General features: G+C 71.1%; 8 protein-coding genes. 6 read left to right on the top strand and 2 right to left on the bottom strand.

Going from position 1 to position 14,545, the window contains the following annotated elements; translation table 11 throughout:
• Window positions 1-87 precede the first annotated feature (87 nt).
• Entirely contained in the window at window positions 88-3,618 is a 3,531-nt protein-coding gene (gene metH / locus ACIP84_RS22765; protein WP_401799750.1) for a methionine synthase, read from the bottom strand.
• A 244-nt stretch (window positions 3,619-3,862) separates the two neighbouring features.
• Between metH and ACIP84_RS22770 the strand changes: the two genes are divergently transcribed.
• From ACIP84_RS22770 to ACIP84_RS22795, 6 genes are all read left to right on the top strand, one after another.
• Window positions 3,863-4,627 (top strand): IclR family transcriptional regulator, encoded by a 765-nt coding sequence (locus ACIP84_RS22770; RefSeq protein ID WP_355969094.1) that lies wholly within the window; start codon window positions 3,863-3,865, stop codon window positions 4,625-4,627.
• A 267-nt stretch (window positions 4,628-4,894) separates the two neighbouring features.
• Window positions 4,895-5,653, top strand: coding sequence for an MIP/aquaporin family protein (locus ACIP84_RS22775; protein WP_209493956.1), 759 nt, complete (start codon window positions 4,895-4,897; stop codon window positions 5,651-5,653).
• Window positions 5,654-5,688: 35 nt separating this feature from the next.
• Window positions 5,689-7,221: a glycerol kinase GlpK gene (gene glpK / locus ACIP84_RS22780; protein WP_355969090.1), complete on the top strand. Its 1,533-nt coding sequence runs from the start codon at window positions 5,689-5,691 to the stop codon at window positions 7,219-7,221.
• A gap of 6 nt (window positions 7,222-7,227) precedes the next feature.
• Entirely contained in the window at window positions 7,228-8,832 is a 1,605-nt protein-coding gene (locus tag ACIP84_RS22785; RefSeq protein ID WP_355969088.1) for a glycerol-3-phosphate dehydrogenase/oxidase, read from the top strand.
• A 114-nt stretch (window positions 8,833-8,946) separates the two neighbouring features.
• A complete protein-coding gene (locus ACIP84_RS22790) occupies window positions 8,947-10,008 on the top strand; it encodes an LLM class flavin-dependent oxidoreductase (RefSeq protein WP_401799754.1) in 1,062 nt (353 codons plus the stop codon).
• 141 nt (window positions 10,009-10,149) lie between these two features.
• On the top strand, window positions 10,150-11,337 hold the full coding sequence (locus tag ACIP84_RS22795; RefSeq protein WP_401799757.1) for a PAC2 family protein: 1,188 nt from the start codon (window positions 10,150-10,152) through the stop codon (window positions 11,335-11,337).
• A 94-nt stretch (window positions 11,338-11,431) separates the two neighbouring features.
• Here ACIP84_RS22795 and ACIP84_RS22800 read toward each other — a convergent pair whose 3' ends face one another.
• Complete coding sequence (locus tag ACIP84_RS22800) at window positions 11,432-14,527, bottom strand: NPCBM/NEW2 domain-containing protein (protein ID WP_401799759.1); 3,096 nt, start codon at window positions 14,525-14,527, stop codon at window positions 11,432-11,434.
• Window positions 14,528-14,545: the final 18 nt, after the last annotated feature.

Here is a 14,545-nt window from a genome sequence, read left to right on the forward strand (position 1 = left end):
AGGGCGCGTATTTACCCCCGGGGTCCCCCGGGGCGCCGTCCGGGACGGTTGTCCCGCCGGGTTCCGGCGGGACACCCCGGACCCCGGTCACCGGGCGTTGAAGTACTTCGCCTCGGGGTGGTGGATCACGATGGCGTCGGTGGACTGCTCGGGGTGGAGCTGGAACTCCTCGGAGAGGTGGACGCCGATCCGCTCCGGACGCAGCAGCTCCGCGATCTTCGCGCGGTCCTCCAGGTCGGGGCAGGCCCCGTACCCGAGGGAGAAGCGCGCGCCGCGGTACTTGAGGTCGAACATGTCCTCGACCGCGTCCGGGTCCTCGCCGCCGAAGCCGAGCTCGGCGCGGACCCGGGCGTGCCAGTACTCGGCCATGGCCTCGGCGAGCTGGACGGAGAGGCCGTGCAGCTCCAGGTACTCGCGGTAGGAGTCGGACTCGAACAGCTTGGCGGTGGCCTCGCCGATCTTCGAGCCGACGGTGACGACCTGGAGGCCGACCACATCGGTCTCGCCGGAGTCCTCCGGACGGAAGAAGTCCGCGAGGCAGAGCCGGCGGCCGCGGCGCTGGCGCGGGAAGGTGAAGCGGGTCCGCTCGTTGCCGGCCTCGTCGAGGATGATCAGGTCCTCGCCCTTGGAGACGCAGGGGAAGTAGCCGTAGACGACGGCCGCCTCGAGCAGGTTCTCGGTGTGCAGCTTGTCGAGCAGGCCGCGCAGCCGCGGCCGGCCCTCGGTCTCGACGAGCTCCTCGTACGTGGCGCCGCCGACGCGGGCCTGCTTGAGGCCCCACTGGCCCTTGAAGAGGGCGCCCTCGTCGAGCCAGGAGGCGTAGTCCTTGAGCGGGATGCCCTTGACGACGCGGGTGCCCCAGAACGGCGGGGTGGGGACGGGGTTGTCGACGGCGACGTCGGAACGGCCGGCCGGCTCGTCCGCCTCCTCCGCCTGGAGGACCGGCGTGTCCCGCTTGGGGACGCGGCGCTGCTTGAGCTCGGGGAGCTTGGCGCCGGGGACGCCGCGCTTGACGGCGACGAGCGCGTCCATGAGGCGCAGGCCCTCGAAGGCGTCCCGGGCGTAGCGGACCTCGCCCTGGTAGATCTCGTGCAGGTCCTGCTCGACGTACGCCCTGGTCAGGGCGGCGCCGCCGAGGATCACGGGGTACTTGGCGGCCAGCTCGCGCTGGTTCAGCTCCTCCAGGTTCTCCTTCATGATCACGGTGGACTTCACGAGGAGGCCGGACATGCCGATCACGTCGGCGCTGTGCTCCTCGGCGGCCTCCAAGATCGCGGAGACGGGCTGCTTGATGCCGATGTTGACGACGTTGTAGCCGTTGTTGGAGAGGATGATGTCGACGAGGTTCTTGCCGATGTCGTGGACGTCGCCGCGTACGGTGGCCAGCACGATCGTGCCCTTGCCCTCGGCGTCCGTCTTCTCCATGTGCGGTTCGAGGTGGGCCACCGCGGTCTTCATGACCTCGGCGGACTGCAGCACGAACGGCAGCTGCATCTGGCCCGAGCCGAACAGCTCGCCGACCGTCTTCATGCCGTCGAGCAGGATCTCGTTGACGATCTCCAGAGCGGGCCGGATCGTCAGGGCCTCGTCGAGGTCCGTCTCCAGGCCGTTCTTCTCGCCGTCGACGATCCGCCGCTTCAGACGCTCGTCGAGGGGCAGGGCGAGGAGCTCCTCGGTCTTGCCCGCCTTCATCGACTTGGTGTTGACGCCCTCGAAGAGGGCCATCAGCTTCTGCAGCGGGTCGTAGGCCGGTTCGTCCCCCTGCTGGGGGCGTCGCCGGTCGTAGATCAGGTCGAGCGCGGTGGTGACCTGCTCGTCGTCGAAGCGGGCGATCGGCAGGATCTTCGAGGCGTGGACGATCGCCGAGTCGAGTCCGGCCTTGACGCACTCGTCGAGGAAGACGGAGTTGAGCAGGATGCGCGCGGCCGGGTTCAGGCCGAAGGAGATGTTGGAGAGGCCCAGGGTGGTCTGGACGTCCGGGTGGCGGCGCTTGAGCTCGCGGATCGCCTCGATGGTGGCGATGCCGTCCTTGCGCGACTCCTCCTGACCGGTACAGATGGTGAAGGTCAGGGTGTCGATGAGGATGTCGGACTCGTGGATGCCCCAGTTCCCCGTCAGGTCCTCGATGAGCCGTTCGGCGATGGCGACCTTGTGCTCGGGGGTACGGGCCTGGCCCTCCTCGTCGATGGTGAGGGCGATGAGCGCGGCGCCGTGCTCCTGGGCCAGCCGGGTGACCTTGGCGAAGCGGGACTCGGGGCCGTCGCCGTCCTCGTAGTTGACGGAGTTGATGACGGCCCGGCCGCCGAGCTTCTCCAGACCGGCCTGGAGGACGTCCACCTCGGTGGAGTCGAGGACGATCGGCAGGGTGGAGGCGGTGGCGAAGCGGCCGGCGAGCTCCTGCATGTCGGCGACGCCGTCGCGGCCCACGTAGTCGACGCAGAGGTCGAGCATGTGCGCGCCCTCGCGGATCTGGTCGCGGGCCATCTCGACGCAGTCGTCCCAGCGGGCCTCCAGCATGGCCTCGCGGAACTTCTTGGAGCCGTTGGCGTTGGTGCGCTCGCCGATCGCCATGTACGCGGTGTCCTGGCGGAACGGCACGGTCTGGTAGAGCGAGGCGGCGCCGGGCTCGGGGTGCGGCTCGCGCGCGGCGGGGGTGAGGTCCCGGACGCGCTCGACGACCTGGCGCAGGTGCTCGGGGGTCGTACCGCAGCAGCCGCCGATCAGGGAGAGGCCGTACTCGCGGACGAAGGTCTCCTGGGCGTCGGCGAGCTCGGCGGGGCTGAGCGGGTAGTGGGCGCCGTCGGAGGTGAGGACGGGCAGGCCGGCGTTGGGCATGCAGGAGAGGGGGATGCGCGAGTGGCGTGCCAGGTAGCGGAGGTGCTCGCTCATCTCGGCGGGGCCGGTGGCGCAGTTCAGGCCGATCATGTCGATGCCGAGCGGCTCCAGGGCCGTGAGCGCGGCGCCGATCTCGGAGCCGAGGAGCATGGTGCCGGTGGTCTCGACGGTGACGGAGACGATCAGCGGCACGTCGGCGCCGAGGGTGTCGAGGGCGCGGCGGGCGCCGATGACGGAGGCCTTGGTCTGGAGCAGGTCCTGGGTGGTCTCGACGAGCAGGGCGTCGGCGCCGCCGGCGAGGAGGCCCTCGGCGTTCTGCTGGTAGGCGTCGCGCAGCAGGGTGTACGGGGCGTGGCCGAGGGTCGGCAGCTTGGTGCCGGGGCCGATGGAGCCGAGGACCCAGCGCTGGCGTCCGGTGGAGGCGGTGAACTCGTCGGCGACCTCGCGGGCGATGCGGGCACCGGCCTCGGAGAGCTCGTGGACGCGCTCGGGGATGTCGTACTCGCCCAGGGCGGCGTGGTTGGCACCGAAGGTGTTGGTCTCGACGCAGTCGACGCCGGCGGCGAAGTACTCCTGGTGGACCGATCGGACGATGTCGGGCCTGGTGATGTTCAGGATCTCGTTGCATCCTTCGAGGTTCTGGAAGTCCTCGAGGGTGGGGTCCTGTGCCTGGAGCATGGTGCCCATGGCGCCGTCGGCGACGACCACTCGGCTGGCGAGTGCCTCGCGGAGGGCTGCGGCGCGGTTCCGGCTGTCTGCGGAAGGGGTCGGCAACGAGGCCATGGATGAGCTCCCTGGGATGCGACGGCTGTCGGCTTTGCACCTTCGGAGGAGGGTGCACGGGGCCAGCGTAACCGCGCTCCGGCCAGGGTGGACACGGCGTCTCGCGGGGCGGACGGCATCCTGTGTGCGGGGACTCCCGGTTCTGACCGTTCTTGACTGACACTGTCATGTGTTCTGCAAGGTCGGCATCGACCGATAGTGTTCAGCATTGTCGAACAGCGTGAGAGGGAGAAGGGGTCGGGCGATGGCGAAGAACATCCAGTCGCTTGAACGGGCGGCGGCCATGCTGCGACTGCTCGCGGGCGGCGAGCGCCGGCTGGGCCTGTCCGACATCGCGTCCTCGCTGGGACTCGCCAAGGGCACCGCCCACGGCATCCTGCGCACGCTCCAGGCGGAGGGCTTCGTGGAGCAGGAGGCGGCCTCGGGCCGGTACCAGCTCGGCGCGGAGCTGCTGCGGCTCGGCAACAGCTACCTCGACGTGCACGAGCTGCGCGCGCGGGCGCTGGTCTGGACGGACGACCTGGCGCGGTCCAGCGGCGAGAGCGTGCACCTGGGGGTGCTGCACCAGCAGGGCGTCCTGATCGTGCACCACGTCTTCCGGCCGGACGACAGCCGCCAGGTCCTGGAGGTGGGGGCCATGCAGCCGCTGCACTCCACGGCGCTGGGCAAGGTCCTCTCGGCGTACGACCCGGTGGCGCACAGCGAGGTCCTGGAGGTCGAGCGGAAGCCGTTCACGCCCCGTACGACCACCGAGCTCGGGGAGTTCGAGTCGCTGCTCGACATGACGCGGGCCAAGGGCTGGGCGGCGGATGTGGAGGAGACCTGGGAGGGGGTCGCCTCGGTGGCGGCGCCGATCCACGACCGGCGGCGGATGCCGGTGGGCGCGGTGGCGGTGACGGGCGCCGTGGAGCGGCTGTGCCCGGCCGGGGAGCTGCGTCCCGAACTCGTCGCGGCGGTACGCGACTGCGCCCGCGCGGTCTCGCGGGACCTGGGGGCCGGGCGCTTCTGACCCTGCGCCACCGCGCCCCCCGAGCTGAGTGAACCCGCCGGTAACGATCGCGTTATCGGCGGGTCTTTCGCTTCCCGGGGCCTTGACGTGCTGTTAACCCGGGGGCAAAACTTCCGTTCATCGGTCGGCAATGCCGAACACCTAACGGCAATACGCGCTAAGGTGTGGCAGTGCCAAGGGCCGGAAACAGCCCTCACACGAGGGTGCGGACCTCCGGAGGGACCCGGAGTCCGCCGTTCCCCTGGACGAAGGACAAAGGAGTCGCGGGTGTCCAGCTCCGACATCTTCCTCGGCGAGACCATCGGTACCGCCGTTCTGATTCTGCTCGGCGGCGGCGTGTGCGCCGCTGTCACGCTCAAGGGCTCCAAGGCCCGCAACGCGGGTTGGCTCGCGATCACCTTCGGGTGGGGCTTCGCCGTCATGACGGCCGTCTACATGACGGCTTCCCTCTCGGGCGCCCATCTGAACCCCGCCGTCACGGTCGGCATCGCGATCAAGGACGGCGACTGGGGCAACGTCCCCGTATACATCGCGGGCCAGATGCTCGGCGCCATGATCGGCGCGGCGCTGGTCTGGGTGGCCTACTACGGCCAGTTCCAGGCGCACCTCGACGACCCCGAGGCCTCGGGCCAGAAGCCGATCGAGGGCCCCGGCCCGGTGCTCGGCATCTTCTCCACCGGCCCCGAGATCCGGAACACCTGGCAGAACCTGGCCACCGAGATCATCGGCACCGTCGTGCTCGTCCTGGCCGTGCTCACGCAGGGCCTCAACGACAGCGGCAAGGGTCTCGGCGTCATAGGCGCCCTGATCACCGCGTTCGTCGTGGTCTCCATCGGCCTCTCGCTCGGCGGCCCGACCGGCTACGCGATCAACCCGGCCCGTGACCTCGGCCCGCGCATCGTGCACGCCCTGCTCCCGCTGAAGCACAAGGGCGGCTCCGACTGGAGCTACGCCTGGATCCCGGTCGCCGGTCCGCTGATCGGTGGAGCCATCGCCGCGGGTATCTACAACATCGCGTTCGCCTGAGCCGTCCTTCTTCCAGACCTCCCTTGGAGCCAACCGTGACCGACGCACACACCTCCGGCCCGTTCATCGCGGCCATCGACCAGGGCACCACCTCCTCCCGCTGCATCGTGTTCGACAAGGACGGCCGGATCGTCTCGGTCGACCAGAAGGAGCACGAGCAGATCTTCCCGAAGCCGGGCTGGGTCGAGCACGACGCCGCCGAGATCTGGACCAACGTCCAGGAGGTCGTCGCCGGCGCCCTGACGAAGGGCGGCATCGCCGCCGCCGACGTCAAGGCCATCGGCATCACCAACCAGCGCGAGACCACGCTGCTCTGGGACAAGAACACCGGCGAGCCCGTCCACAACGCCCTCGTCTGGCAGGACACCCGCACCGACGCCCTCTGCAAGGAGCTCGGCCGCAACGTCGGCCAGGACCGCTTCCGCCGCGAGACCGGCCTGCCGCTGGCGAGCTACTTCGCCGGCCCGAAGATCCGCTGGATGCTCGACAACGTCGAGGGGCTGCGCGAACGCGCCGAGGCCGGCGACATCCTCTTCGGCACCATGGACTCGTGGGTCATCTGGAACCTCACGGGCGGCACCGACGGCGGCGTGCACGTCACCGACGTCACCAACGCCTCGCGCACCATGCTGATGAACCTGCACACCCTGGCCTGGGACGAGAAGATCGCGGAGTCGATGGGGGTCCCCCTCAACGTCCTCCCCGAGATCCGCTCCTCCGCCGAGGTCTACGGCCACGTCAAGGACGGCGCCCTCGCCGGCGTCCCGGTCGCCTCCGCGCTCGGCGACCAGCAGGCCGCCCTCTTCGGCCAGACCTGTTTCGCCGAGGGCGAGGCGAAGTCCACGTACGGCACCGGCACCTTCATGCTGATGAACACCGGTGACAAGATCATCAACTCCTACAGCGGCCTGCTGACCACGGTCGGCTACCAGATCGGCGACCAGAAGCCGGTCTACGCCCTGGAGGGCTCGATCGCCGTCACCGGTTCGCTGGTGCAGTGGATGCGCGACCAGATGGGCCTCATCAAGTCCGCCGCCGAGATCGAGACCCTCGCGTCCTCGGTCGAGGACAACGGCGGCGCCTACTTCGTGCCGGCCTTCTCCGGCCTGTTCGCCCCGTACTGGCGCTCCGACGCCCGCGGTGTGATCGCCGGCCTCACCCGGTACGTCACCAAGGCGCACATCGCCCGCGCCGTCCTGGAGGCCACCGCCTGGCAGACCCGCGAGATCACCGACGCCATGACGAAGGACTCCGGCGTCGAGCTGACCGCGCTCAAGGTCGACGGCGGCATGACCTCCAACAACCTGCTGATGCAGACCCTCTCGGACTTCCTGGACGCGCCCGTCGTGCGCCCAATGGTCGCCGAGACCACCTGCCTCGGCGCCGCCTACGCCGCCGGCCTGGCCGTCGGCTTCTGGCCGGACACCGACGCGCTGCGCGCCAACTGGCGCCGGGCGGCGGAATGGACCCCCCGCATGGACGCCGACAGGCGTGACCGCGAGTACAAGAGCTGGCTCAAGGCCGTGGAACGTTCCATGGGCTGGCTCGATGACGCCTCCGAGGAGTAATTCGACATGACCACCCTGCAGAGCGTCCCCGCCCTTGGGACGCACCCGGCGTCCGGCTCCCTCCCGAGCCGCGCCGAGACCCGGGACCAGCTTTCCAAGGCGACGTACGACCTCCTGGTGATCGGCGGCGGCATCCTGGGCATCTCCACCGCCTGGCACGCCGCGCAGTCGGGCCTGCGGGTGGCCCTGGTGGACGCCGGCGACTTCGCCGGCGCCACCTCCTCCGCCTCCTCGAAGCTGCTCCACGGCGGTCTGCGCTACCTGCAGACCGGCGCGGTGAAGCTGGTCGCGGAGAACCACTTCGAGCGGCGTGCGGTCTCCCGCCAGGTGGCACCGCACCTCGCCAACCCCCTCACCTTCTACCTGCCCGTCTACAAGGGCGGCCCGCACGGCGCGGCCAAGCTGGGTGCCGGTGTCTTCGCCTACAGCGCCCTCTCGGCGTTCGGTGACGGCGTCGGGCACCTGCTCTCCCCCGCCAAGGCCGCGCAGGACGTGCCGGAGCTGCGCACCGACAACCTCAAGGCCGTGGCCGTCTACGGCGACGACCAGATGAACGACGCCCGCATGGCGCTGATGACGGTCCGCGCCGCGGTCGACGCCGGCGCCACCGTCCTCAACCACGCCGAGGTCACCGGGCTGCGCTTCACCAAGGGCCGGGTCACCGGCGCCGAGCTCAAGGACCGCACCAGCGGCGACGAGTTCGGCGTCACCGCCCGTCTCGTGCTCAACGCCACCGGCCCGTGGGTCGACCACCTGCGCAGGATGGAGGACCCGAACGCGGCCCCCTCCATCCGCCTCTCCAAGGGCGCGCACCTGGTCCTCAAGCGGACCTCGCCGTGGAAGGCCGCCCTGGCCACCCCGATCGACAAGTACCGCATCACCTTCGCCCTCCCCTGGGAGGACATGCTGCTCCTCGGCACCACCGACGAGGAGTACGAGGGTGACCCCGGCCAGGTCGAGGTCACCGAGAAGGACACCGCCCAGATCCTGGACGAGGCCGCCTTCTCCATCCGCGACCAGCAGCTCTCGCGCGATCTGATCACCTACGCCTTCGCCGGTCTCCGGGTGCTCCCGGGCGGTCCCGGCGACACCTCGAAGGCCAAGCGCGAGACGGTCGTCACCGAGGGCCGCGGCGGCATGCTGTCGGTGGCCGGCGGCAAGTGGACGACCTTCCGCCACATCGGCCGTACGGTGATGAAGAAGCTGGAGCAGCTCCCCGGCCACCCGCTGGGCGAGGACTACGAGTCGGTGTCGACGCTTCCGAAGCGACTGCCGCTGCCCGGCATCGCCAACCCGAACGCGGTCGCGCACCGGCTGCTCGTCGACGGTCCGGCACCCGGCCCGCGCATGGCCGCCGACACCGCCAAGCACCTGGCGACGCACTACGGCTCGCTCTCCTTCGACATCGCCCGCATGGCGAACGAGAACCCGGAGCTGGCGCGGCGCATACACCCGGACGCGCCGGAGATCTGGGCGCAGGTCGCCTACGCCCGCGATCACGAGTGGGCCGAGACGGCCGACGACGTACTGCGCCGCCGTACGACCCTGACCATCCGCGGCCTCGCGACGGACGAGATCCGCGCGGACGTCGAGAAGATGCTGGACAAGTAGCGCCGGGATCCAACTCCCGTGAGCGCAGGGGCGGTTCCTCTCAGGGGGGCCGCCCCTGAGGCGTGCCACACGCCGTCCACACCGCCGCAACACTCGGCGCGCAGAGTGGAGCGCATGAAATTCCAGGTGCTCTCGATCGTCCACCACTCCCCGCACCCGCTCACCGGCGAACTCCTGTCCGCCGCCGACCGGTTGGAGCAGGTCGTCACGCTCGGCGAGACGGCCGAACGGCTCGGCTTCGACGCGTACGCCGTCGGCGAGCGGCACGCCGGCCCGTTCCTCTCCTCCGCCCCCACCGTGCTGCTCGCCGCGCTCGCCGCCCGCACCACCCGGATCAGGCTGCTCACCGGTGTCACCGTCGTCGCGATCCTCGACCCGGTCCGGGTCGCCGAGGACTACGCCACCCTCGACCAGCTCTCCCGCGGCCGGATCGAACTCGTCGTCGGCAAGGGCGCGGAAGCCGGCCACTTCGACCTCTTCGGCCTGGACGAGGAGCGGCAGTGGGACCTCCAGAAGGAGAAGTACGAGCTGCTCCGGCGGCTGTGGACGGAGGAGGGCGTCGACTGGGAGGGCGAGTTCCGGCCCTCGCTGAAGAACGTCACCACGGTGCCGCGCCCGTACGCGGGACCGCCCCGGATCTGGCACGGCTCGGCCACCAGCCTCAACTCCCCCGAACTCGCGGCGAAGCACGGCGATCCGCTCTTCACCGCCAACGCGATCCAGCCCCGCGAGGCGTACGCGCGGCTCATCGCCCACTACCGGGAGAAGTTCGAGGAGTACGGGCACGACCCGGCGCACGCGCGCGTGGCGGCCGGTTCCGGCGGCCTGCTCATCGCCGACACCACCGAGGAGGCGATCGACCGCTACAAGGGCCTGTACGAGGCGAAGGTACGGCAGAGCTTCAAGCCGCATCTGGAGGGCAAGGCCGGTTACAACACCCCGTTCCGCACGATCGAGGACGCCGTCGCGGACGGCCCCCAGCTGATCGGCTCCCCGCAGCAGATCATCGACAAGATCCTCGGCTACCACGCCCACTACGGGCACGACCTGCAGTCCGTCACGGTCGACACCTTCGGCCAGTCGACGGCCGAGCAGATCGAGACGCTGCAGCGCTTCGCCGAGGAGATCGCGCCGGTGGTCCGGAGGGAGGCGCCGAGCACGCTCTGGGAGGAGTGAGACCGCCGTGTGCGGAGGCGAGTTCCTGGGTAGTCGATCAAGGCCGCACGGGTTTTCGGGGATGTCCGGGGGCTGCGGACGGACCTGGAGAAAGCCGTAAGGTTGGTCCGTACGACAGGAACTTCGAAAAGGAGGCGCTGGGTGATCGAGCTCGAGGGGGTACCCGAGCTGATCGACCCGGTCATGGTGGCCGCGTTCGAAGGCTGGAACGACGCCGGCGACGCCGCCTCCACCGCGGTCGCCCATCTGGACCGGGAATGGAAGGGCGAGGTCTTCGCGGCACTCGACGCCGAGGACTACTACGACTTCCAGGTCAACCGGCCCACGGTCTTCCTGGAGAACGGCGTCCGGAAGATCACCTGGCCGACGACCCGGCTCTCCGTGGTCCGGGTCGGCGGCGAGAAACCCCGTGACCTGGTGCTGGTACGCGGGATCGAGCCGTCGATGCGCTGGCGCTCCTTCTGCAACGAGATCCTCGCCTTCGCCCACGAGCTGGGCGTGGAGATGGTCGTGATCCTGGGCGCGCTGCTCGGGGACACCCCGCACACCCGGCCGGTCCCGGTCAGCGGCGTGACCTCCGACCCGGACCTGGCGCGCACGATGGACCTGGAGGAGACCCGGTACGAGGGCCCGACGGGCATCGTGGGCATCCTCCAGGAGGCGTGCACCCACGCGGGCGTGCCGGCGGTGAGCCTGTGGGCCGCGGTGCCGCACTACGTGTCGCAGCCGCCGAACCCGAAGGCGACCCTGGCCCTCCTCAACCGCCTCGAGGACCTGATCGGGCTGCGCATCCCGCTGGGAGAGCTGCCCGAGGACGCCCGGGCCTGGCAGGTGGGCGTGGACCAGCTGGCCGCCGAGGACAGCGAGGTCGCCGAGTACGTGCAGACCCTTGAGGAGGCCCGGGACACGGCGGAGCTGCCGGAGGCCTCGGGCGAGGCGATCGCCCGCGAGTTCGAGCGGTATCTGCGGCGGCGGGAGCCGGGCGCGGGGCCCGGCGGCCCCGGAGTGGCGATGGAGGGCGGCGACACGCCGTTCCTCCGGGACACCGGCAGCGGCCGTACGCGTCCTCCGAAGCCGGAGCAGCCGGGACCGGAGGCGGTCCCGGGCGCGGAGGCCGCCGAGGGGGCCGCGGCACCGGAGGAGCCGGACGCTCCCGAGGTGCCGGAGGGGTCCGCCGACGGTTCGCCGGACGGGGACACGGCGCCGGACACGGTCACGCGTACGGGCCCGGACACCGCCGCGGACCTGGACAGCGGCACGGACCGCCGCGCGGACGGGGACACGGATCGCGGCGTGGACGGCGACACGGACGGCGAGTCCGGCACGTAGCCGCCTCCGCCGGGGAGTCGGGACGGAACGGAACGGGAGGGGTGCCCGGGGGCGCCCCTCCCGTCGTCGTGTCGGCCGTGGATCAGATCATGCGTCAGGCGCAGCCGAACCGGGCCGCCGCCCAGTCCCCGTGGTCGCCGCTCTTGGACCCGTTGGTGTCCGTGATCCGCAGCCGGACGTGCCGTGCCCCGGTCACGTCGACGTTCACGGGCAGGGTGGCGGAGGCGCCGGTGAGCCGGGGCGAGGTCCACAGGACCCTGCCGTCGGCCTCGACGGAGAAGGCCACGTCGCCGTAGCCGTTGATCTCGTCGTCGATGCCGACGTCGGCGGTGAAGGTGGTGCAGCGGCCGCCGAGGTAGACCTCGACGTCGGAGTCGGCGTGGGCGCCGATGCCCTTCGCGTAGGTCGTGCCGGCCAGGGTGAGGGTCCGGCCGTCGGCGGCGCCGGACTCGCCGTTGGAACGGTCGCGTTCGGGCGGGCCCCAGCCGTTGGTGGAGCGCAGCCAGACGAGGTCGCTGGCCCAGGCGTCGCCGGTGGGCGGCGGGGGCATCACGCCGACCGCGAACCGCTGGGTGGCGGTGCGGTCGGTGCCGGCGGCGCGGTGCCCGGCGGTGGCGGTGAGGGTGGCCTCGCCGGGCTTGGCGTCCGGGGCGGGGGTGACGGTGACCTCGACCCGGCGGGTGGTGCCGGCCGGGACGCGGTCGACCGGCGCGGCCGGGGTGACCTGCCAGCCGGCCGGGGCGGCCAGGGAGACCCGTACGTCGGTGGCGTCCCGGGTGCCGGCGGTGACGTCCACGGCGACGGTGCCGGGCGCTCCGGCACCGAGCTCCTGCGCCGTGGGGACGGCGAGGGTGGCGGGGGCGCCCGGTACGGCGCCCCCCACCGCGCTGGTGTCGGTCAGCCGCAGCTCGAAGTCGCGGGCGGTGGAGAGGGCGGCCGTCTTGACCCGGACCACTCCCCCGCGCTCGTCGCGGTCGTACCACCAGCCCTGGGACGCCGCGTCGAAGGCGGCGCGGGAGGTGAGGGCGGGCAGCTTGCGCCCGTCGAGCCGGACGGTGCCGGGGGCGTCGCCGGTGTGGACCGTGAAGGCGTACGGCCGGGCGTTCGCCTTTCCGGTGTACGTGCCCTTGCTCGCTCCGATGCGGACGGTGACGTCGCCGGCGCCGCGCTGCGGGGCGCGGACCTCGGCGCGCTGGGTGGCGTACCGGCCGGTGCGGTGTTCGCGGGTGACGCCGTCGTCCTCGTACAGCTCGAAGGAGGAGGTGCCCTTCGGGTAGATGTCCCAGGCGATCGGGTCGCCGGGGGCGCGGTCCGTGTACGAGCGGATGTCGCCGGGCCACATCGGGACGGTCGCCCCGGCCCGTACGAAGAGGGGCAGGGTGTCGAGCGGGGCGCTGTAGTCGTCGACGGTGACGGGGCCTTCGTAGGTGCGGCCGCTCCAGTAGTCGATCCAGGTGCCCTTGGGGAGGTAGATGCCGTCGCGCTCCACGGCGTCCTGGTAGACGGGGGCGACCAGGAAGTCCTCACCGCTGAGGAACTCGTACTTCGCCGCCTCGGTGGCGGCCCTGGGGTCGTCCGGGTACTCCAGGGCGAGCGGCCGGGCGAGGCCGATGCCGGTCTTCGTGGCCTGGTGGGCGTGGCTGTAGATGTACGGGAGGAGGGCCTCGTGGAGCTTGAGGGAGGCGCGGTTGACGCTGGTGTAGGGCTCGCCGTAGCGGAAGGGCTGCTTGTCGCTGGCGGCCCAGCCGTCCATGGTCATGGTGACCGGGAGGAAGGTCTTCCACTGCAGGTCGCGGGTGTAGGTCTTGGCGCTGCCGCCGAAGATGCCGTCGACGTCACCGGTGGTGTAGGCGAGTCCGGACATGGACGCGCCCGCGTAGGTGGGGATCTGCCAGCGGATGTACTCCCAGCTGCCGGACTGGTCTCCGGACCACTGGACGCCGCAGCGCTGGGCGCCGGACCAGCTCTCGGGGGCCCAGGTGAAGCCGCGGGCGTCGCTGTGGGCCTCGATGCCGGCGTGGGCGTCCTTGCAGCCGTCGAGGGCGAACTTGTAGCCCTCGCCGACCCAGGCGACGTCGAGCTTGGCGACCCGCTGGCCGGCCTTGACCTGCTCTTCGAGCGTGTCGATGCCGTCCTCGGTCCAGAGGCCGAGCTTCATGCCGCGCTCGCCGAGTCCTGCGGAGGCCTCGGCGAGGTTCTCGTAGCCGCAGCCGTAGCCGTCGTTGACGAGCATCCAGCCGTTCGGCATGTCGTTCTCGACGTAGCCGTCGGCGACCTTCAGGGCGTCGAGGGTGCGGCGCTCGCCCCGGTTGGCGTTGTGGAGGTAGCAGTCGGCGTCGCCGATCTCCAGGCCGTACACGGGCGGCAGGAAGGGCTTGCCGGTGAGCCGGGTGTACTGGCCGATGACGTCCTTGGCGGCGTCACCGCCGGTGCCGGCGAAGTAGTAGGCGTCGAAGCGCCGTTCCTGGGCGCTGGTGGTGACGGGTTCGGTGAAGGCGTAGGTGTTCGGCGCGTAGGTGTTGCGGTAGACGCCGTATCCGGCGGAGGAGAGGTAGAACGGGACGGAGTTGGGGTGGCCGCCGTCGTTCCAGTTGTAGTCGACGCCGACCTCGACGGTCTTGTCGCGGTGGGAGGTGTTGCCGCGGCCGTTCTGCATGCCGGCGCCGTAGAACTGCTCGGTGGCGCCGCGGGCGAGGGTCTGGGTGGTGCGGTCGGCGGTCCAGCTGAGGCCGCGGGACTCGCTCCAGAGCGGGGTGCCGTCGGCGCGCAGGGCGGCGAAGCGGAGCGGTGACTTGTAGGCGCGCAGGGTCACCTGGGCGCTGCTCAGTTCGTAGCGGTCGCCCAGGTCGCGCCAGCGGGTGGCCGGGGGCGGGCCCTGGGGCAGCGTGATGTCGCTGCCGGTGGGGTCGGTGAACGTGCCGTCGGGGGCGAGTTCGATGCGGAAGGTGTCGGCGGTGACGAAGCTGACCCGGGCCTGGGCCTGACCGGCGGTCAGCCGGTAGACGGATCCGGCGGCGGCGAACCCGGTGAGGTCGCCGACCGTGGTGGCGGGCTCCTGTGCCGTGGTGTCGGCCTTGTCGATGCTGTCGGTGGGGAGGGCCGACGCGGTGGTGCCGGGTCCCGCGAAGGCCGCGAGGAGCCCGAGGACGGCTCCGGCTAGTGCAACTTTCATGCGCGATGATGATTGCATGGAGCTTCTTTAGCGCAA

The sequence above is a fragment of the Streptomyces sp. NPDC088707 genome (assembly GCF_044752725.1).
Lineage (GTDB): Bacteria > Actinomycetota > Actinomycetes > Streptomycetales > Streptomycetaceae > Streptomyces.

Bases quoted from the DNA above. Each gene is read 5' to 3' on its own strand.
- ACIP84_RS22785 (WP_355969088.1), top strand. From the start codon at position 7,228: ATGACCACCCTGCAGAGCGTCCCCGCCCTTGGGACGCACCCGGCGTCC.
- metH (WP_401799750.1), bottom strand. From the start codon at position 3,618: ATGGCCTCGTTGCCGACCCCTTCCGCAGACAGCCGGAACCGCGCCGCA.
- ACIP84_RS22790 (WP_401799754.1), top strand. From the start codon at position 8,947: ATGAAATTCCAGGTGCTCTCGATCGTCCACCACTCCCCGCACCCGCTC.
- ACIP84_RS22770 (WP_355969094.1), top strand. From the start codon at position 3,863: ATGGCGAAGAACATCCAGTCGCTTGAACGGGCGGCGGCCATGCTGCGA.
- ACIP84_RS22800 (WP_401799759.1), bottom strand. From the start codon at position 14,527: ATGCAATCATCATCGCGCATGAAAGTTGCACTAGCCGGAGCCGTCCTC.